The 20,061-nt window shown below is 70.7% G+C and carries 18 protein-coding genes; 1 reads left to right on the top strand and 17 read right to left on the bottom strand.

Annotated features, from left to right (window positions below):
- Positions 1-111 precede the first annotated feature (111 nt).
- Positions 112-2,196 carry an alpha-galactosidase gene (locus ACFYZZ_RS34490; RefSeq protein ID WP_389185035.1) on the bottom strand — a complete coding sequence of 695 codons (2,085 nt, stop codon included), beginning with the start codon at positions 2,194-2,196 and terminating at the stop codon, positions 112-114.
- 171 nt (positions 2,197-2,367) lie between these two features.
- On the opposite strand from ACFYZZ_RS34490, the gene ACFYZZ_RS34485 reads away from it, so the two are divergent.
- Positions 2,368-3,165 (top strand): tyrosine-protein phosphatase, encoded by a 798-nt coding sequence (locus ACFYZZ_RS34485; protein WP_389184599.1) that lies wholly within the window; start codon positions 2,368-2,370, stop codon positions 3,163-3,165.
- A gap of 8 nt (positions 3,166-3,173) precedes the next feature.
- Here ACFYZZ_RS34485 and ACFYZZ_RS34480 read toward each other — a convergent pair whose 3' ends face one another.
- From ACFYZZ_RS34480 to ACFYZZ_RS34405, 16 genes are all read right to left on the bottom strand, one after another.
- Entirely contained in the window at positions 3,174-3,296 is a 123-nt protein-coding gene (locus ACFYZZ_RS34480; protein WP_386577815.1) for a DUF6126 family protein, read from the bottom strand.
- A complete protein-coding gene (locus tag ACFYZZ_RS34475; RefSeq protein ID WP_389184596.1) occupies positions 3,293-3,916 on the bottom strand; it encodes a helix-turn-helix domain-containing protein in 624 nt (207 codons plus the stop codon). The genes ACFYZZ_RS34480 and ACFYZZ_RS34475 overlap by 4 nt, the downstream gene beginning before the upstream one ends.
- A gap of 65 nt (positions 3,917-3,981) precedes the next feature.
- Entirely contained in the window at positions 3,982-5,367 is a 1,386-nt protein-coding gene (locus ACFYZZ_RS34470) for an aspartate aminotransferase family protein (protein ID WP_389184593.1), read from the bottom strand.
- Positions 5,364-7,304 carry a 1-deoxy-D-xylulose-5-phosphate synthase gene (gene dxs, locus ACFYZZ_RS34465; protein WP_389184591.1) on the bottom strand — a complete coding sequence of 647 codons (1,941 nt, stop codon included), beginning with the start codon at positions 7,302-7,304 and terminating at the stop codon, positions 5,364-5,366. Before dxs ends, ACFYZZ_RS34470 begins: the two co-directional genes overlap by 4 nt.
- A gap of 40 nt (positions 7,305-7,344) precedes the next feature.
- Entirely contained in the window at positions 7,345-8,460 is a 1,116-nt protein-coding gene (ispG, locus tag ACFYZZ_RS34460) for a flavodoxin-dependent (E)-4-hydroxy-3-methylbut-2-enyl-diphosphate synthase (protein WP_389184588.1), read from the bottom strand.
- Positions 8,461-8,464: 4 nt separating this feature from the next.
- The gene (hpnH, locus tag ACFYZZ_RS34455) at positions 8,465-9,487 is read right to left on the bottom strand and encodes an adenosyl-hopene transferase HpnH (RefSeq protein WP_389184586.1); all 1,023 of its coding nucleotides are present in this window, start codon (positions 9,485-9,487) and stop codon (positions 8,465-8,467) included.
- A gap of 5 nt (positions 9,488-9,492) precedes the next feature.
- On the bottom strand, positions 9,493-10,134 hold the full coding sequence (locus tag ACFYZZ_RS34450; RefSeq protein WP_389184584.1) for a 1-hydroxy-2-methyl-2-butenyl 4-diphosphate reductase: 642 nt from the start codon (positions 10,132-10,134) through the stop codon (positions 9,493-9,495).
- The gene (gene shc / locus ACFYZZ_RS34445) at positions 10,135-12,186 is read right to left on the bottom strand and encodes a squalene--hopene cyclase (RefSeq protein WP_389184581.1); all 2,052 of its coding nucleotides are present in this window, start codon (positions 12,184-12,186) and stop codon (positions 10,135-10,137) included.
- 116 nt (positions 12,187-12,302) lie between these two features.
- Complete coding sequence (locus ACFYZZ_RS34440; RefSeq protein ID WP_389184578.1) at positions 12,303-13,376, bottom strand: polyprenyl synthetase family protein; 1,074 nt, start codon at positions 13,374-13,376, stop codon at positions 12,303-12,305.
- Positions 13,377-13,435: 59 nt separating this feature from the next.
- The gene (gene hpnE, locus ACFYZZ_RS34435; RefSeq protein WP_389184575.1) at positions 13,436-14,863 is read right to left on the bottom strand and encodes a hydroxysqualene dehydroxylase HpnE; all 1,428 of its coding nucleotides are present in this window, start codon (positions 14,861-14,863) and stop codon (positions 13,436-13,438) included.
- Complete coding sequence (locus ACFYZZ_RS34430; RefSeq protein ID WP_389184572.1) at positions 14,860-15,117, bottom strand: DUF6380 family protein; 258 nt, start codon at positions 15,115-15,117, stop codon at positions 14,860-14,862. The genes hpnE and ACFYZZ_RS34430 overlap by 4 nt, the downstream gene beginning before the upstream one ends.
- Complete coding sequence (gene hpnD / locus ACFYZZ_RS34425; protein ID WP_389184569.1) at positions 15,117-16,067, bottom strand: presqualene diphosphate synthase HpnD; 951 nt, start codon at positions 16,065-16,067, stop codon at positions 15,117-15,119. The genes ACFYZZ_RS34430 and hpnD overlap by 1 nt, the downstream gene beginning before the upstream one ends.
- Entirely contained in the window at positions 16,064-16,990 is a 927-nt protein-coding gene (gene hpnC, locus ACFYZZ_RS34420) for a squalene synthase HpnC (protein WP_389184566.1), read from the bottom strand. Before hpnC ends, hpnD begins: the two co-directional genes overlap by 4 nt.
- Before the next feature lie 337 nt (positions 16,991-17,327).
- Positions 17,328-18,134, bottom strand: coding sequence for an ABC transporter ATP-binding protein (locus ACFYZZ_RS34415; protein ID WP_389184563.1), 807 nt, complete (start codon positions 18,132-18,134; stop codon positions 17,328-17,330).
- Positions 18,127-19,056: an ABC transporter permease gene (locus tag ACFYZZ_RS34410; protein ID WP_389184560.1), complete on the bottom strand. Its 930-nt coding sequence runs from the start codon at positions 19,054-19,056 to the stop codon at positions 18,127-18,129. The genes ACFYZZ_RS34415 and ACFYZZ_RS34410 overlap by 8 nt, the downstream gene beginning before the upstream one ends.
- A gap of 132 nt (positions 19,057-19,188) precedes the next feature.
- The gene (locus ACFYZZ_RS34405) at positions 19,189-20,061 is read right to left on the bottom strand and encodes a glycosyltransferase family 2 protein (protein ID WP_389184557.1); all 873 of its coding nucleotides are present in this window, start codon (positions 20,059-20,061) and stop codon (positions 19,189-19,191) included.

The raw sequence follows: 20,061 nt of genomic DNA, 5'->3' as shown, positions 1-20,061 counted from the left end.
GACATGCCGCGCGACACACGGTCACGAATATGACGCTCCTCACGCGCCGACTTCCCATGCCCCCTTACTCCAGACCGAGTTGGACTGAAGGCTCCAATTCGGACAGAACACTCAGATACGGCGTAGCTGGAGAACCGTCGCATCCAGGTCGCCCTTCAGTCCGGTGCGCAGCCCGTGGTGCAGCAGGACGGCCCCGCGGTGCACTTCGCCCGTTTCGCGGCATTCGTACGATGCCTTCGGGTCGAGTCCGCGCAGCCGCAGCGCCGGCACCGGCTCGCCGTAGTGCTGCGTCTGGAGGCAGGCGAGGACCACGGCCTCGTCCCCGAGGACGTACTGGACGGCGCTCAGACCGCCCGTCGGGGGCCGCAGCCGGTACTGGTCGCCACGCTGGACGACCGGTCGGATCTCCTTGTAGAGGTCCACCCAGCGACGAGCCTCGGCCAGTTCCTCCCCGGTCCACTCGTTGAGGTCGCCGCCGACGCCGAGGACCCCGGCCATCGAGCTGACGAAGCGGAACCGCAGCGAACTCTCCCGCCCGTTGAGCTGGGTGTTGGGGCTGTCGGTGACCCAGGCGGCCATGACCCGCGCCGGATGGATCTGGCTGAAGCCGTGCTGGATGGCGAGCCGGTCGAGCGGGTCGGTGTTGTCGGAGGTCCACACCTGGTCGGTACGGCTCATCACGCCGAGGTCGATCCGCCCGCCGCCGCCCGAGCAGGACTCGAAGGCGACCGAGGGATGGGCTGCGCGCAGCCGGTCCAGCAGGGCGTACAGGGCGCGGACGTGGTCGACCCACAGACGCTGCGGGTACGGCTCCCCGGGCCAGCCGGCGTCGGTGAAGCAGCGGTTGAAGTCCCACTTCACGTAGTCGATCGGGGCGCTCGACAGGAGGGTGTCCAGCTGCTCCCAGAGGTACTCCTGGACGTCCTCGCGGGCGAGGTTGAGGACGAGCTGGTTGCGTAGTTCCGTCCGCTTACGTCCCGGTTGGTACTGCACCCAGTCGGGGTGGGCGCGGTAGAGGTCGCTGTCGGGGTTGACCATCTCCGGCTCGACCCAGATGCCGAACTGCATGCCGAGGCCGTGCACCTGGTCGGCGAGGGGCTTGAGGCCGTTCGGGAAGCGGTCGGGGTTGGGCGTCCAGTCGCCGAGGCCGGCCCGGTCACTGGTGCGGGCACCGAACCAGCCGTCGTCCACGACGAACAGCTCGACGCCGATCTCGGCGGCCCGCCGGGCGAGGGCGGTCTGCTGCTCCTCGGAGATGTCGAAGGTGGTCGCCTCCCAGGAGTTGAACAGCACCGGCCGGTCCTGCTCCGCGCCCGGGATGACGTACGCCCGCTGGTAGGCGTGCCAGGTGCGGCTGGCCCCGCCGAAGCCGCCGTCGCTCCACAGGCCGGCGAAGACGGGGGTGGTGTACGACTCCCCCGGCTGGAGCAGCAGCAGGCCCGAGTCGTCGTATCCGGCGCCGCCGGTGATCTGCACGCGCGCGTCCGGGAGTTGGGCGACGGCGATCCGCCAGGAGCCGGACCAGCCGAGCGCGCAGCCGTAGACCTCGCCGCGCTCCTCGGTCGCGTCGGTGTCCAGCGCGACCCAGGGCAGGTGCTGGTGGCCGGTGTGGCCGCGGCGGCTGCCGATGACCTTCTCGCCGTAGGTGAGGGGGGCGGTGGTCAGCAGCGACTCGGCGGCCCAGCGGCCGTGCAGCTGGGACAGCCGCCAGCCCTCACGGTCGGGCAGGGTCCAGGTGGCGGCGTCGGCACGCAGCAGCTCCACGCGCGCGTGCGAGCCGTTTTCCACGGCCACCCAGCGCTCCACGACGTCCCCGCGCATCCGGTAGTGCAGGGTGACGGCGAGCCCGTCGTCGTCGAAGCGCAGCCGCAGCTGGTCGCCGTCGGTACCGCCCTCTGTGTCGTACGACACGAAGCGCCACTCGGTGCCGCGCCGCTCCTCGGTGCGCACGGACAGAGCCGGACGGACGAAGCGGGGGCCGCCCTCGACGGGGTACTCCTCGCGGCCGTCGAGCGGGGACTCGAAGGGCCAGTAGGCGGGCAGCGGGCTCAGCGCCAGAGCCTCGGCGTCGGCGAGTGCGATCCGTGGCCCCCAGTGCAGGTGCAGCAGTTCGTCCGCCTCGGTCAGGTGCAGCGCGTAGCTGCTGCCGGGGCCCGACAGGAGCCAGGTACGACCGTCTTCGGCGATGTCCACCATCGAGACCTCACAGGTGCCAACAGATCCGCTCAAGTGCGAACATCATTAGGCCCAGCACCCCCTGCTGGCAACGCCTGTGGACAACTCATTGCCCGAGGTAATCGATGTCGTATCGTCGACGGAGCGCCCGTCGACGAGCCGCGCCGGCGGGGCCGACCGTGAGGAGCCCCCGTGACGCAGCAGGTCCCCTCGACCGAGCCCGAGCTGGCCGGAGTGCGCAATTTCCGCGATGTGGGCGGACTGCCGACCGTGGACGGACGGCGGGTGCGCCCCGGGGCGCTGTTCCGCAGCGGCCACCTCGCGCACGCCACCGAGGAGGACGCGGCCTTCCTCGCGTCCCTGGGCCTGCACACGATCTTCGACTTCCGCAACGCGGCCGACCAGAAGCTGGAGGGCCCGGACGTCGAGCTGCCCGGCGTGCGGAACGTGAACCTGCCGCTGAGCGACCCGGCGGACGGCGCCGAGTTCTGGAAGATGGTCCGCGACGGCAACATCGAGCAGCTGCGCGGCATCCTCGCGGACGGCAAGGCGGCGGCCCGGATGGTCGCCTCGTACCGGAGGATCGTCAAGGAGCGCACCGCCGAGCACTCCCGGGTGCTGCACGCGATCGCCGAGGACAGCGTGCCCGCGCTGATGCACTGCGCGGCGGGCAAGGACCGCGCGGGCATCTCCATAGCCGTCACGCTCCTGGCCGTGGGCGTGGAGCGCGACGCCGTCATCGCCGACTACCTGGAGTCCAACGCCAAGCACCGGCGCTACAAGGTCCGTCGCAACGGCAGCCCGGACACCGCGTACACGCCCGAGGTGATGGAGCTTCTCAGCCCGCTCTTCGACGCCCGCGCCGAGTATCTCGAGGCGGCCTTCGCGAGCATCGAGGAGACGTGGGGCGGCACCGACGCCTACTTCACGCAGGGCCTGGGGCTCGCCCCCGAGACCCGGGAGCGGCTGCGGGAGCGGCTGCTGGACTGAGGGCGCGGTCAGCCCTTGGCGCCCACCGCGAACAACAGATAGAGGAAAGCGGCGAACAGGTGGCCGACGGCGATGTAGATGATCAGCCGGATCCACAGCGAGCGGGGGAACTTTTCCTCGAAGTTGCTCATGGCAGCTCTCCAGTGAGGGGGCCCAGGCACAGCGTGGCCGTGGGGCTCTGCAGCAGGGTGTGGACGAACAGCAGCTCCACGCCGTCGTGGTCCTCGGCGGCGAGGCGGTGCGGGGTGAGCGAGTCGAAGTGCGCGCTGTCGCCGGGCGTCAGCAGGTGCTCGGTGTCCCCCAGGCGCAGCCTGAGCCGCCCCTTGAGGACATGGAGCCACTCCTCGCCGGGATGGACGCGCACGATGTCGCCCTGGGTGCCGTACGGCACCCGGACGCGCAGCGCCTGCATGCCGCGACCGGGGGCTCCGGCCTGGAAGTAGGTCCAGCCGCCCGCGTGGGTCGGCTCCATGTCGGCGGCGCGCACGACGGCGTCCCGGTCGGCGACGGTCTCGCCGAGCAGCTCCGAGACGGTCGTACCGTAGATACGGGCGAGCGCGAGCAGCATCGGCAGCGAGGGCTGGCGCTGGCCGGTCTCCAGCCGGGACAGGTGGGCAGCCGAGAGCCCGGCGGACCGGGCCGCGGCCTCCAGGGTGAGGCCGCTGCGCCGGCGCAGGGCGCGCAGCTGCGGCGCCACGGCGGGCAGGTCGTCGCCGTGGCCCGCCGGTGGCGCGGCTTCTGAGGCGTTCATGCCTCCATTCAGCCGGATCCTTGCCTCATCGGCAAATTACTTGCCTCAGAGGCAAAAGGCCGGCTTCAGCGGTTGGCCACTGCCTGCTTGACCAGGGTCTTCCCGAAGTCCCACATCAGACCGCCGCCGCTGTGCGCGTCATCCATCACCGCCGTGAAGGCGTCCACGAACCGGTCCGCATCGGCCTCGTTCACGACCAGCGGCGGGATGAGCTTGATGACCTCCAGGTGGTCGCCGGAGACCTGGGTGAGGATCCGGTGTCGTTGCAGCAGCGGTACGACCACCATCTGCGCGAACAGGCCCTTGCGCGCGGCCTGGAGCATGGTCCAGCGGCTGCGCAGCTTCAGCGAGCCGGGCTTCCCGAACTCGATGCCGATCATCAGGCCCCGGCCGCGGACGTCGGCGAGCAGCTCGTACTTGTCGATCAGCGCGGTGAGCCGGGACTTCAGGCGATCGCCCGTTCTGCGGACCCCGGCGACGATCTGCTCGTCCTCCATCACCGACAGCACGGCGAGGCCGGCCGCCATCGCCTGCGCGTTGGACCCGAAGCTCGCCGAGTGGACCAGGACGCGGTCCATGGACGAGTAGACCTTCCTGAAGATCCAGTCCTTGCCCAGGGTCGCGCCGACCGGGACGTAGCCGCCGGACAGCGCCTTGGCCACGCACACCAGATCCGGTTCGACGCCCTCCTCGTGCTGGTAGGCGTAGAAGTCGCCGGTGCGGCCGAGGCCGGTCTGCACCTCGTCGGCGATGAGCAGCGCCTTGTGCCGGTGCAGCAGGTCCTGCGCGGCGCGCAGATAGCCGGGCGGGGCCTCGTGGACACCCTTGCCCTGGATCGGCTCCACGATCAGTGCGGCCACGTCGCCCTTCTTCAGCTCCCGCGCGAGCGCGTCGAGATCGCCGAGGGGTACGGCGGTGTCGGGCAGCAGCGGGGCGAAGCCGTCGCGGAAGCCGTCCTCGCCGTTGACCGACAGGGAGCCGGTGGTCAGACCGTGGAAGGCGTGGTCGCAGTAGAGGACGCGCGGCCTGCCGGTGGCGTACCGGGCGAACTTCAGGGCGGTCTCGACCGCTTCGGTGCCGCTGTTGCCGAAGAACACCCGGTCCAGGTGCGGGCTGTGGGTGAGCAGCCGCTCCGCGAGCAGGCCGGGCAGCGGCTGGCAGTCGAAGCGGGTGAGGTCGGCGAGGTTGAGGTCCAGGACGTCGTGCAGCGCCTTGCGGACGACCGGGTGGTGGCGGCCGAGGCCCATCACCCCGAACCCGGCGAGCATGTCCAGGTAGTCGTTGCCGTCCGCGTCGTAGAAGTGGGCGCCCTCGGCGCGCTCGTAGACCTTGTCGAAGCCGATGGTGTGCAGCATGCGCGGGAGCTGCGGGTTCAGGTACTTCGCGTGCAGCTCGTAGCGCTCGGCTCCGCGGTCGGCGAGGAGGGCGCCGAGGTCGAACTCCTTGGTCATTCAGCTTTCTCCTTGACTGTGCCCCCCGCGTTCTTGACGGCCTGACGCGTCTCCTTGACGGCGAGACCCGGGTCCCTGACGGCCAGGCTCGCGCCGATCCGGCCGGCGATCTCGACGGGCGTCAGGCCGATGTCGGCCAGCACCTCGCTGCGCTTGGCGTGCGCGAGGAACTGCTCCGGGATGCCGAACCGCCGTACCGGCACGTCCACGTCGGCGTCGCCGAGGGCGAGCGCCACGGCCGAACCGACCCCGGAGGCCCGGCTGTTGTCCTCCACGACGGCCACCAGCCGGTGTGCGGCGGCCAGCCCCGGCAGCTCCGCGTCGACGGGCTTGACCCAACGGGGGTCGACCACCGTGCAGCCGATGCCCCGCGCCGCCAGCAGCTCGGCGGCCTGCAGGCACACCGGCGCCATCACGCCGACGGCCACCAGCAGGACCTCGGGTTGGCCGCGGTGCAGGACGTCCATGCCGCCGACGTGGTCGATCGCCGGGATCCGCGGGCCGACGGACTCCTTCGGGAAGCGGACCAGAGTGGGCGCGTCGTCCACGGCGACGGCCTCGCGCAGCTGGGCGCGCAGCTGGTCGGCGTCGCGCGGCGCGGCGATCCTGAGGCCGGGGACGACCTGGAGCACGGACATGTCCCACATGCCGTTGTGCGAGGCCCCGTCCACGCCGGTGACGCCGGCCCGGTCCAGCACGAAGGTCACCCCGCACCGGTGCAGGGCGACGTCCATCAGCAGCTGGTCGAAGGCGCGGTTGAGGAAGGTGGCGTAGACGGCGACGACCGGGTGCAGTCCGCCGGTGGCGAGACCGGCGGCGGAGACGGCCGCGTGCTGCTCGGCGATGCCCACGTCCCACACCCGGTCCGGGAAGCGCTCGGCGAACTTGCCGAGGCCCACCGGGTGCAGCATGGCCGCCGTGATCGCCACGACGTCCTCCCGCTCCTCACCGATCCTGACGATCTCGTCGCCGAACACCGAGGTCCAGGAGGGCCCGTTGGACGGCACGAGCGGTGCGCAGGTGAGCGGGTCCATCACGCCGACGGTGTGGAAGTGGTCCTCCTCGTGGGCGAGGGCGGGTTCGTAGCCGCGGCCCTTCTCCGTGAGGCAGTGGACCAGGACGGGCCCGTGGAAGCGTTTGGCCCGGCGCAGCGCCGACTCGACGGCCTTGATGTCGTGCCCGTCGATCGGACCGACGTACTTCAGGCCCAGGTCCTCGAACATGCCCTGCGGGGCGAAGGCGTCCTTGAAGCCCTTCTTCGCGCCGTGCAGGGACTCGTAGACGGTGTGGCCGACGACCGGGGTCCGCAGCAGCACGTCCTTGCCCCAGGCGAGGACCTTCTCGTAGCCGTCGGTGGTGCGCAGGGTGGCCAGGTGGTTGGCCAGGCCCCCGATGGTCGGGGAGTACGACCGCTCGTTGTCGTTGACGACGATGATCAGCGGCCGGTCCTTGGCGGCCGCGATGTTGTTCAGCGCCTCCCAGGCCATGCCGCCGGTCAGCGCGCCGTCGCCGATGACCGCGACCACGTGGCCCTTCTCCCCCTGCACCTGGTTGGCCTTGGCCAGGCCGTCGGCCCAGCCGAGCGCGGTCGAGGCGTGGCTGTTCTCGATGACGTCGTGCTCGGACTCCTCGCGCGAGGGATAGCCGGACAGGCCGCCCTTGCCGCGCAGCTTCGAAAAATCCTGACGCCCCGTCAGCAGCTTGTGGACATAGCTCTGGTGGCCGGTGTCCCACAGGATGCGGTCGACCGGCGACTCGAAGACCCGGTGGAGCGCGATGGAGAGTTCCACCACCCCCAGGTTGGGCCCCAGGTGGCCGCCGGTTCTCGCCACCGCGTGCACCAGGAACTCACGGATTTCTTCGGACAGTTCACCGAGTTCCGCCTCGGACAGCGCCTTCAGGTCGCGTGGTCCCCTGATGCTCTCCAGAATCGTCACGCTGGGCCCCCTCTCGGTCCGTGCCGTGCTTAACCCCAACTCACTTCATCTGTTCCGCGAGCTTCATGGCCTCCTCGATAAGGGTCTCCACGATCCTGGACTCGGGGACGGTCTTGACGACCTCGCCCCTGACGAAGATCTGGCCCTTGCCGTTGCCCGAGGCAACCCCGAGATCTGCCTCGCGGGCCTCGCCGGGACCGTTGACGACACACCCCATCACCGCGACCCGCAGTGGCACCTCCATGCCGTCCAGCCCCGCCGTGACCTCGTCGGCCAGCTTGTACACGTCGACCTGGGCCCGCCCGCAGGACGGACAGGAGACGATCTCCAGGCGCCGCTGCCGCAGCCCCAGGGACTCCAGGATCTGGATGCCGACCTTGACCTCCTCGGCGGGCGGCGCGCTCAGCGAGACCCGGACGGTGTCGCCGATCCCCCGCGACAGCAGCGCCCCGAAGGCCACCGCAGACTTGATCGTGCCCTGGAAGGCCGGGCCGGCCTCGGTGACCCCCAGGTGCAGCGGGTAGTCGCAGCTCTCGGCGAGCAGCCGGTAGGCCTCGATCATCACGACCGGGTCGTTGTGCTTGACCGAGATCTTGATGTCCCTGAAGTCGTGCTCCTCGAAGAGCGACGCCTCCCACAGCGCGCTTTCGACGAGCGCCTCGGGTGTCGCCTTGCCGTACTTCTGGAGCAGGCGGCGGTCCAGGGAGCCCGCGTTGACGCCGATCCGGATCGGCGTGCCGTGGTCCCTCGCCGCCCGCGCGATCTCCTTCACCTGGTCGTCGAACTTCTTGATGTTGCCCGGGTTCACCCGGACCGCCGCGCAGCCCGCCTCGATCGCCGCGAACACGTACTTCGGCTGGAAGTGGATGTCCGCGATCACCGGGATCTGCGACTTCCTGGCGATGGTCGCGAGAGCGTCCGCGTCGTCCTGCGTGGGGCAGGCGACGCGGACGATCTGGCAGCCGGACGCGGTGAGTTCGGCTATCTGCTGCAGGGTTGCGCCGATGTCCGACGTACGGGTCGTCGTCATCGACTGCACCGACACCGGGGCTCCGCCCCCGACCGCCACCGGACCGACACGGATCTGCCGCGACACGCGCCGCGGTGCGACCGGCCGGGCCGGTACCTCGGGAACGCCCAAGGGGACGGCGGTCATGGCGTCACTCCCGGTTTCCGGCGACGGTCTCGCGCATGGCCCGCAGCGACTCCTTCAGGGAGCCCATGGTGGCGAGGACGGCGGTGGGCTCGTAGCCGCAGTGCGCCATGCAGTTGGCGCAGCGCGGGTCCTTGCCGCGGCCGTACTTGTCCCAGTCGGTCTCCTCGACGAGTTCGCGGTACGTCGGCACGTACCCGTCGCTCATCAGGTAGCAGGGGCGCTGCCAGCCGAAGAGCGAGTAGTTCGGGATCGCCCACGCGGTGCACGGGAAGTCGACCTTGCCCTCCAGGAAGTCCAGGAAGAGCGGGGAGTGGTTGAGCCGCCAGCGCCTGCGGTTGCCGCCCGCGAAAGCCTTCTTGAACAGCTCGCGGGTCTGCTCGACACCGAGGAAGTGCTCCTGGTCGGGCGCCTTCTCGTAGGCGTAGGCGGGCGAGATCATCATCTCGTCCACCTGCAGGTCGTCATTGAGGAAGTTGAGCACCTCGACGATGGTCTGCGGGGTGTCGGTGTTGAAGAAGGTCGAGTTGGTGGTCACCCGGAAGCCGCGCCGCTTGGCCTCCTTGATGGCCTCCACCGCCTCGTCGAACACGCCCTCCTTCGCAACCGACTCGTCGTGCCGCTCACGCAGCCCGTCGATGTGCACCGCGAAGGCGAAGTAGGGCGAGGGCGTGAACTTGTCCATCTTCTTGCGCAGCAGCAGGGCGTTGGTGCACAGGAAGACGTACTTCCGCCTGGCCACCAACTGACGTACGATCTCGTCGATCTGAGGGTGCATCAGCGGCTCGCCGCCGGCGATGGACACCATCGGCGCACCGGACTCCAGCACCGCGCCCACGGCCTGGGCCACCGGCATGCGCTGCTTGAGCACACCCGCCGGGTGCTGGATCTTGCCGCAGCCCTCGCACTTGAGGTTGCAGGCGAACAGCGGTTCCAGCTCGACGATGAGCGGAAACTTGTCCCGCCTGCGGATCTTCTGTTCAGCCAGGTAAGTAGCGACCTTGATGGACTGACGCAGCGGCATGGCCATCTGGCTCACCTCCGGGGGAGCAACAAAGAACGGTGCCATTCGAAAAAAGCAGGAAGGACGGTACGAAGAACGCGGAAGGCTGATATTCCACCGCGCACCGTGCTGATCCGGACGAGTTCATGTTCTGGAGCGTCCACGACCACCCGTACGGCCGCAACCGGGCGCTCGCCGGCGCGGACGGCGCTCAGGAGCGTGGCCGCGGACTCCATGTCGACCGCGATCGCGCCGGTCGCGAGCAGGGCGGACCGCTCATGGCCGCGCACGACATGGTCGGAGCCGGTGACGGGCCCGGTGTGCACGGTGCGCCCGGGCAGGATGCGCACGAGTTCCTTGACGAGCAGGTCGGTGCCCACGCACGGGACGGTCCCGTGCGGGTCCCGGGTCTCCTCGGCGACGACCAGGTCGCCGGGGTGCATCCCGGGTGCGAGCCCGGCGCAGAAACCGGTGGCCAGGACGGCCGCGTCGGCCAGCGCCGGGTCCGCGAGGAGCCGGGTGACGGAGCGTTCCGCCGCCCTGGGACCCATGCCCGTACGGACGACGGTGAACGGCCCACCCGCACCGCTCAGATCACCGGTGCGCAGGGCGAGGTGCTCGATGCCGAGCGCGCAGGCGATCAGCAGCGGGGCCGGGGCGGGCTGGGCGCTCATTCAGCTCCCCTTGGCCTCGGAGAGCGGCTTCTTGACCTCGGAGAGCGACTTCTCGGTCTTGGCGAGCAGTTGCCGCTCGAACGGGTCGCCGTGCAGGTACCGGCCGAGCGCGGTGAGCGGGAAGACCTGCCGATAGAGGTGGTAGTTGATGGAGAAGTCCCAGGGGAAGCCGGTGCCGGTGAAGTACGGCTCGTCCCAGGACCCGTCCTCCTGCTGGGTCTCGGCCAGCCACCGGACACCGCGCTCGACGGCCTTGGAGTCCTGCTCCCCCGCCGCGAGCAGGGCCATCAGCGCCCAGGCGGTCTGCGAGGCGGTGGAGGCGCCGCGGCCGCTCCACTCCTTGACGTACTTGTAGGAGCGCAGGTCCTCGCCCCAGCCGCCGTCGTCGTTCTGGACGCTCTCCAGCCAGCTCACGGCCCGCCGGATCGCCGGGTGCGAACCGGGCAGCCCGGCCGCGGTCAGCGCGGGCACCACCGAGCCGGTGCCGTAGACGTAGTTGACGCCCCAGCGCCCGAACCACGAGCCGTCCGGCTCCTGTGCGGCGAGCAGCCACTGGATGCCGCGCCGGGTACGCGGGTCGTGGGTGAGGCCCTCGGCGGCCAGCATCTCGACCACGTGCGCGGTGACGTCCGCGGACGGCGGGTCGATGACCTCGCCGAAGTCGCAGAACGGCAGCCGGTTCGGGAACGGGCTGGTGTTGTCGACGTCGAAGGCGCCCCAGGCGCCGTTCCTCGACTGCATCCCGAGGTTCCAGCGCACCGCGCGTCCGATCGCCCCGTCCACCCGGTCGGGGTCGTGGTGCCTGACCCGGCGCAGCGCGAGGGCGACCTCGGCGGTGTCGTCGATGTCCGGGTAGTTGTCGTTGTGGAACTCGAACGCCCAGCCGCCGGGCGGCAGTCCGGGTCGCTTCACGGACCAGTCGCCGGGCCGGACGATCTCCTCGCCGAGCATCCAGTCGGCGGCCTTGACCAGTTGGGGGTGGTCGACGGGCAGGCCGGCGTCGACGAGCGCGATGGTGGCGAGGCAGGTGTCCCACACCGGGGACTGGCAGGCCTCGATCATCCGGGCGCCGTCCTCGCGCCACACGGCGAAACGGTCCAGCGACGCGAGGCCCTCGCGCATCACCGGGTGCTGGAGGTCGTAGCCGAGCAGGTGCAGGGCGATGACCGAGTACACGGCCGGAGGCTGGATGCCGCCCCAGCAGCCGTCGTTCTCCTGGCGCTCGATGATCCAGCGGGCGGCGGAGTTCATCGCGGCCCTGCGCAGGCGGCGCGGCGCGACCTTGCGCAGCTGGTGCAGCGCCTTGTCCAGGCGCTGGAACGCGCCGTCCCAACTGGCCACCGGGGCCAGCGGCTTGGCCGGGTTGGGGTCTGCCGGGTCGGTGTGCAGCTCGTCCAGCGGGAAGGGCGCCGGGCGGACCGGGCGCTTGGCCGAGACGATGGTCAGCGGCACGATGGTCTGCCGGGCCCAGCAGCCGAAGTCGTAGATGTTGAGCGGCATCCAGCTGGGGAAGTAGATCAGCTCCGGCGGGAGTTCGGGCAGGTCCTCCCACTTCCACCAGCCGAACAGGGCCAGCCAGATCCGGGTGAAGACCCGGGCGGCGGCGATCCCGCCTCGCTCGCGGATCCAGGCGGAGGCCTTCGCCATGTGCGGGGCGTCGGGCGCATCGCCGGCCAGACGGAGGGCGACGTACGCCTCTACGGTGGTGGACAGTTCGCCGGGCCCTCCGTAGAACGTGGCCCAGGTGCCGTCCGCGCGCTGCTCGCCGCGGATGAACAGGGCGGCTGCCTGTGTCGTCGCCTCGTCACGGATCCCCAGGAACTGACGGAGCAGCAGGTCCTCGGCGTCCATGGTGACGTTCGTCTCGAGGTCGCCCTTCCACCAGCCCTGGGCGTCCTGCCGTGCCAGCAGGAAGTCGGTGGCGCGCCGTGCGGCGCGTTCGGCGGCTTCTTGTACCCCGGCCGCCGCGGGGGTGGCGATGTCGGTTTCGCTGGCCGCGGCAGCGCGGGGCGGGATGGTCGCCCCGGTGCTTCCGTCGGTCGTCGCTGTCATGGCTTCCCCTTAGTGCAGTCGTGCGAGTCGTGCTGCTGTGGGTCCGCCGTCGGCCGGTGTCCGTCGTCCCTCGACACCGGCCGGCGACTACGCGAGGGCTATTCGACCGATAATGATCATCTCTTTCGTACGACGACGAAGTCGGCGAGTGCCGTGAAGGCGGCCCGCACCTGTTCGGGCATGTCGACGGCGTCGAGGGCTTCGATGGCGATGGTGTGCTGACGGCGTGCTTCCTCGGCCGTCCACTCGCGGCCGCCGGCCTCCTCGATGAGGACGGCGCGGGCCGCGAACTCCTCCTCGGAGAAGTTCTCGAAGTCGCTGCTCTTGGCGTCGGCAGCGAGGATCTCGCCGAGCTGCTCGGAGGCGGAGCCGCCGGCGGCGAGCGCGGCCACGACCGGCAGGGACTTCTTGCGCTGGCGCAGGTCGCTCCAGGTCTGCTTGCCGGTGGAGTCCGGGTCGCCCCAGATGCCGAGCAGGTCGTCGACGGCCTGGAAGGCCAGGCCCAGGTGGTAGCCGTACTTCTCCAGGGTGTCGGCGGTGCGGTCGTCGGCGCCGCCGAGCACCGCGCCGATGGAGCTGGAGGCGGCGAGCAGGGCGCCGGTCTTGTTGCCCTCCATCTCCAGGCACTCCTCGACGCTGACGCGGTCGCGGTGCTCGTAGGAGATGTCCTGCGCCTGACCGTCGATCAGGGCGCGGCTGGCGGCGGTCAGGCGGCGGGTGGCGCGGCCGGCCTCGACGGTGCCGAGCTCCAGCAGGATCTCGTTGGCGAGGGCGAACAGGGCGTCGCCGACCAGGATGGCCTGGGCGGGGCCGTGCACCTTCCAGACCGTGTCGCGGTGCCGGCGCTGCTCGTCGCCGTCCATCAGGTCGTCGTGCAACAGCGAGAAGTTGTGGACGAGTTCGACGGCGACGGCCCCGGGGATGCCCACCTCGGGTGCGGCGCCGGTGACCTCGGCGGAGAGGACGGCCAGGGCGGGGCGCACGGCCTTGCCGCCGTCGCCGTCGGCCGGGTTGCCGGCCGCGTCGATCCAGCCGAAGTGGTAGGCGGCGACGGTGTCCATCGGAGGCGCCAGGCGGTCGACGGCCGCACGCAGGACCGGGGTGGCCAGGGTCCGGCCGCGCTCCAGAAGCGCGGCTACGTCCACCGCGGTCCTCCGAGCGGGCGTCGAGGCCGGGGGAACAGTGGGCACAGTCTCTCCTCTTGTTGCGGTACCGGGGGTGCGGGGGCCTGCCGCGTGCTGATCGAGCGTCACGCCGCCTCCTCGAACTCGAAGAGGCGGCGGGGGCGGGGCCGGCCCAGGGCGCTCAGCGCGGCGTCGGCCGCGCTCACTCCACTGCGGACCGCACTTTCCATGGTCGCGGGCCACCCGGTGGCGGTCCACGCTCCGGCCAGGTACAGGCCGGGGGCCTTGGTGCGGGCGCCGGGCCGCAGTCGCCCGACGCCGGGGGTGGGGGCGAACGTCGCCGTGCGCTCCCGGGTCACGAAGAAGTCCTTCACCGCCGCGCCGCGTGTGCCCGGGATGAGGCGCTCCAGCTCGGGCAGGTAGCGCTCGCGCAGCTCGGCGACCGGTGCGTCGATCTCGTCCTGGGCGGCCGACTGGGAGAGGGCCAGGTACTGCCCCTCGGCGAGCCCGGACGCGTCCGTGCGGTCGAAGACCCACTGCACGGGGGTGCCGAGGGCGGCGAAGAAGGGCCGGGCGAGCACCTTGCGGTCGTAGACGACATGCACGTTGAGGATCGGCGCGGTGCCGATCCTCAGCAGCTGTTCGGGGGCGTCGAGGGCGCCGGGTGGCAGCAGGTCGTACGTCTCGCGCTGGGGTACGGCGAGGACGACCGTGTCGGCCCGGAGCGTCTCGCCGGGAACCTGAACGCTCCAGGTCCCGTTTTCGTTGTTGGAGACGGAGGTGACGCGTGTACGGACCTCGGTACGGACGCCCGCGGAGTCGAGCGCCTTGCGGGCCAGCCGGTCGTGCAGTTCGCCCAGCGGGACATGGGCCCAGCCGATGTCGGCCGCGCCCGGGTCGGACAGCAGACCGGTCTTGAACACCATCGCGGCGAGCCCCAGCGAGGCGTCGCCCGCGACCGCGTTGAGGGTGGCGACCCCGACCAGGTCCCACAGGGCCTCGACGGCACGCGCCGACTGGCCGTGGGCGGCCAGCCAGCTGCCGAAGTCCTGGGTGTCCAGGGTCGGATCGGCGAGGTCGAGCCCCTTGAGCGCGAGCGCGGCACGCCCGACCGCGGCACGCTCGGCGAGCGACAGGTGCGGATAGGTGGCCAGGCTCCGGCCCAGATGCAGGGGTACGGGCAGGGCGTCGCGCCGCAGCCTGCCGAGCCGGCGTCCCTCGGGCCGGTTCACGTCCAATACGGGCACGTCGAGACGATCCTGCAGCGGTGCCAGCGCCGCGCCCTCGATGCGGTCGAGGAACCAGCGGTAGGCGGTGCAGCAGCGCAGGTACACGTGCTGGCCGTTGTCGACGGTCAGGTCGCCGCGCTGGAAGGAGAAGGCGAGGCCGCCCAGTCTCGGCCTGCCTTCGAGCAGGGTGACCCGGACGCCCGCGTCGGCGAGCGCGAGCGCAGCGGTGATCCCGGCGAGGCCGCCGCCGACCACGACGGCGCTGCGTCCTGCCGGTGCCGGGGTGTCGGCGTGCGCCTGCGAGTGGTGTGCGCCGTCGCTCATCGTGCGTCCTTCCATGCCACGCGCTCCGCGGGCAGGGCCGTGCTTCGCTTGCGGCTTCGTCGTGGCTGGTTGCGCCCACGCGGCGGTAGCCGCACGTCCGGCACAGCCCCGCGCCCCTTCGGGGCGCTGCAGACCGGCTCGGCGTACAGAGTGAACGGTGCACGCCCTGCCGTCGCAAGCAGGGACGCCACGCCGCAGCGGAAGGTTGCCCGCCGCATCGGGCCGTCGGAGTCCGCCTCGTCAACAGAGTCCATCAGGCGCGCCTCCTGAGGGTCCGCCGGGACACGTGCCGGGTGTCGAGGCCCGACAGTCCGCGTACGGCAACGTATGCCTTCTCGCGTCCGGGCAGCGAGACACGGCCGCGCAGCACGGCCTCCGGGTCGCGCTCGATGCGGTCGAGCAGGCGGCGGTAGATGCCGGCCATGGCGGCGACGCAGGCGCCGCTGCGCCGGTCGAGCATGGGCAGGAGCCGGTAGCCCTCGGCGAAAAGGGCGCGGGCCCGCCGCACTTCGAAGTGCACGAGGCCCGCGAAGTCGGATCCCTCCGGTGGGGTCGGGCCGTTGAAACCGGCCGAGCACCCGAATTTCGCGAGGTCGTCGGCGGGCAGATAGGTACGGCCGCCCTCGGCGTCCTCGCGGACGTCCCTGAGGATGTTGGTGAGCTGCAGTGCGAGACCGAGCGTGTCGGCGTACTCGGACGCGCGCTCGGCGCCGCGCGCCCCCGGTTCCGTGCCGAACACGCCGAGCGAGAGGCGGCCGATGGCGCCGGCCACGCAGCGGCAGTAGACCTTCAGGTCGTCCCAGGTCTCGTAGTTCTCCCCGCGCACGTCCATCTGGACGCCGTCGATCAGCTCGTCAAGGCCGCCGAGCGGGATCGGGAAGGCGTGGGAGGCATGGGTGAGGGCGACGGCCACCGGGTCGGTGTCGTCCTCCTCGACCCGGCCCGAGCGGACCCGGTCGAGCAGCGCCCGGGTGTCCTCCAGGCGCGCGACCTTGACCTCGCCGGGCAGGTCGCCGTCGCCGATGTCGTCGACACGCCGGGAGAAGGCGTACAGCGCGGACATGGCGCGGCGCTTGGGCGTCGGCAGCAAGCGGATGCCGTACGCGAAGTTGCGGGCCTGCTGCCCGGTGACGGCCTCGCAGTAGCTGTAGGCGGCGAGTACCGGTGCGGACACGTGTGGCACGGTCTCCACGGTCCGGATCACCCCTCTCCTCGCAGGGTCACGCCCACCTCACGCAGCAACTGGACCTTGCCGGGTCTGGGCGGGCCGGGAAGTACGTCGTATTCGGCGGCGGCGATCGCCCGGATCGCCGCCCTCCCCCCTGCCACGAACCCCGCGAGCAGCAGCTTCAACCTGCCGTGGACGCTACCCACCAAGGGGGCGCCTTCATTCAGCAGATCGCGGGCGCGTTGCGCTTCGTATGCAACCAGAGCGCGCAACGATGCGCCCGTGGTTTTCGCGGCAAGATCCGTTTCCTGGACGTGGAACCGCTTCATGTCCTCGGCGGGCAGATAGATCCGGTCACGGCCGAAGTCCTCGGCCACGTCCTGGAGGTGTTCCACGACCTGCAGTGCGGTGCAGACGGCGTCGGAGAGGCGGATCCGCTCGGGGGTCGAGGTACCGGTGACGGCGAGGACGAGGCGGCCGACAGGGTTGGCGGACAGTTCGCAGTAGGCGAGGAGGTCGTCGTAGGTCTCGTACCGCGCGACCAGCTGGTCCTGGCGGTTGGCGGCGATCAGGCCGAGGAAGGGCTCGGGGGTGAGGGCGCGGCGGCGGACGGTGGGCTGCAGGCGGCGGAGCAGCGGGTGGCGGGGCGTGCCGTCGAAGACACGCCGCAGGTCGGCCTCGAAGGCGTCGAGGAGGGCCAGCCGGTCCTCGGCCTCGGCGGCCGTCACGCCGAGCGCGCGCGCGTCGGCTCCGCCGGGGGCCAGGTCGCCGTCGCCGATGTCGTCCACCAGGCGGGCGAAGCCGTACACCGCCATGAGGTCGGCACGCCAGGCCCGGGGCAGGAAAAAGGGGGCCACGGGAAAGTTCTCGCTCGCAGCCTTGTCCAGCGTGGCGCGCTCCAGTTCCGGCGCCGTTTCGGTTCCCGTCACCGTGCGCTGCCCGGGGCGGGGACGGCACATGCTGCGTTGAGCTGGGGAGTTTCCGTAGCCATTGCCGTCACATCTCCCGTTCTACACTGCCGATCCGATACACACTATTTCGGACACGCCGCCCGGCCCTCCGGGGGGTTGCCGCTGGGAGGGTGTCGCGCATTATGGCCCTACTTGCCGCTTTCCGGCACTCGTACAGCTTACGTTGTACAACGCGGCAAGGTCCGTCGGGGTGTCCTGCACATCACAACAACACACCGATTGGCGTCAAGATTCCTAAGGCCGCCGGGAGTTGACGTTTCCTTTGCAGACGCAGGGCCCCACCGGACGGTTGCCGACGGGGCCCTGGCCGAAACGGCTCAACGGGTCACTTGCCCGTGAACTTCTCGTACTCCTTGAGGACCTCTTCGGTCGGCCCGTCCATGCGTAGTTCGCCGCGCTCCAGCCACAGGACACGGTTGCAGGTGTCGCGAATGGACTTGTTGTTGTGACTGACCAGAAACACCGTGCCGGCCTCCTTGCGCAGTTCCCGGATGCGCTCCTCGGAGCGCTTCTGGAACTTGCGGTCACCGGTGGCCAGCGCCTCGTCGATCATGAGGACGTCGTGGTCCTTGGCGGCGGCGATGGAGAAGCGCAGCCGGGCCGCCATGCCGGAGGAGTAGGTGCGCATCGGCAGGGTGATGAAGTCGCCCTTCTCGTTGATGCCCGAGAAGTCGACGATCTCCTGGTAGCGCTCCTTGACCTGCTCACGCGACATGCCCATGGCGAGACCGCCGAGGATCACGTTGCGCTCGCCGGTGAGGTCGTTCATCAGGGCCGCGTTCACCCCGAGCAGCGAGGGCTGGCCGTCGGTGTAGACCTTGCCCTTCTCGGCGGGCAGCAGACCGGCGATGGCGCGCAGCAGGGTGGACTTGCCCGAGCCGTTGGAGCCGATCAGGCCGATGGCCTCACCGCGGTAGGCGACGAAGGAGACTCCGCGCACGGCGTGCACCTTGCGTACGCCCCGCGCCGCCTCGTCGGAGCCTCGCTTGATGATGCGGCTCAGGGCGGCCGTCGCACTCCCCTTGCCCGTCTTCGCGCCGTTGACCCGGTAGACGATGTGCAGGTCGTCGGCGATGACCGTCGGGCGCCGCTCGGCGCTGTCAGCGTTGTCATGGGGATTCTGCTCAGCCACGGCCGTACCTCTCCTCCGCCTTCCAGAAGTACACGAACCCGCCGGCGAAGGCGGCCACGGCCCAGAGCAGGGCGATGGCCCACACGTGCGGCGGCAGGTTCGAGGCGCCGTACCCGTCGATCAGCGCGAAGCGCATCAGGTCCATGTAGACGGCGGCCGGGTTCACCTGCAGCAGGCGGACCACCCACTCGGGACGGCCCTCCATCATCTTGCTGATGGAGAACATGACTCCGGAGGCGTACATCCAGGTCCGCAGGATGAACGGCATCAGCTGGGCGAGGTCCGGCGTCTTGGCGCCCATGCGCGCCACGATCAGCGCGAGCCCGGTGTTGAACAGGAACTGCAGCACCAGGACCGGCACGATCAGCAGCCAGGACAGGCTCGGCCAGCTGCCGAAGCCGATCGCCACGATGAACATCACGATCATCGAGAAGAGCAGCTGCTGCAGCTGCTGCAGCGAGAAGGAGACGGGCAGCGAGGCGCGCGGGAAGTGCAGGGCGCGCACCAGGCCCAGGTTGCCGGAGATCGCGCGGACGCCCGACATGATCGAGCTCTGCGTGAAGGTGAAGACGAACACGCCCGTGACGAGGAACGGGATGTACACATCCTTGGACATGCCCCGGCTCGCGTGCAGGATGACGCCGAAGATGAAGTAGTAGACCGCCGCGTTCAGCAGCGGGGTCGCCACCTGCCACAGCTGGCCGAGCTTGGCCTGGCTGTACTGCGCGGTCAGCTTCGCCTGCGAGAAGGCGAGGATGAAGTGGCGCCGCCCCCACAGCTGCCGGACGTACTCGGTGAGCGAGGGCCGGGCACCGCTCACGGCGAGCCCGTACTTGGCGGCGAGCTGGGCCGCCGTCAGTCCCTCGTCGGGCGACGGGGCCGCGGTCACCGCGACACCGCCGTCGGTCGTTGTCTCACTCACAGGTGGAAGCTTTCGTCTTCGAGTGCGTCGGGTTCGTCGTGGTCGGCGTGGTTCGTCGTGCGTGCGCCGTCCCGCTGCGTCGGATCCGGCTTCGGGCCCGCCCTCAGGGCGCGGCCCGCACGGTCGAGCTTCTCAGATGACGGGGGGCCGGCCCAGTCGTGTGAGCCGCCACACAGTGCGCCACCGCATCGGGCGGCGGGGGCCGCACGGGGAGGTCCAGCCCTCCTTGAAGCCGCCGAACCAGGCCTTCAGGGCCGGTCCCGAGGGGCGGCGCAGCAGGGTGAGCAGCAGCCAGACCCCGAGGTAGACGGGGACGAGGAGCGCGGGGAGGTTGCGCCGGGCCAGCCAGACCCGGTTGCGGGCGACCATGCGGTGGTACACCGCGTGCCGCGAGGGCGCGGTCGTCGGGTGGTACAGCACCATGTCGGACCGGTAGTCGATCATCCAGCCCGCGTCGAGGGCCCGCCAGGCGAGGTCGGTCTCCTCGTGGGCGTAGAAGAACTCGTCCGGGAGCACGCCGGCCTCGGCGAAGACCCGGGTGCGGACCGCGTTGGCGCCGCCGAGGAAGGTGGTGACCCGGGAGGAGCGCATCGGGTCGGAGGCGCGCAGCCGCGGGACGTGCCGGCGCTGGGTCTCGCCCGTGTCCGGGTCGGCGATGCGGAAGCTGACGATGCCGAGCTTCGGGTCGGCGTCGAACGCCTCGCGGCACAGCTCGGCGGTGTCGTGGCGGGCGAGCAGGCCGTCGTCGTCGAGGAAGAGGAGTATGTCGACGTCGCGGCCGCCGGGGCCGAAGGCCTCTATGCCGACGTTGCGGCCGCCGGGGATGCCCAGGTTCTCGGGCAGCTCTATGGTCCGTACGCCCTCGGGGACGTCCGGGACGGGCGAGCCGTTGCCGACGACGACCACCTCGACCGGGTCGCCGTCCTGCTTGGCGACCGAGTCGAGCAGCGCACGCAGTTCCTCGGGCCGGTTGCCCATGGTGATGATGACCGCGCCGACCTTCAT

The sequence above is a fragment of the Streptomyces sp. NPDC001816 genome (genome assembly GCF_042892235.1).
Lineage (GTDB): Bacteria > Actinomycetota > Actinomycetes > Streptomycetales > Streptomycetaceae > Streptomyces.
The sequence above is the reverse complement of the archived record's forward strand: the minus strand, read 5'-3'. Positions and strand labels throughout refer to the sequence as shown.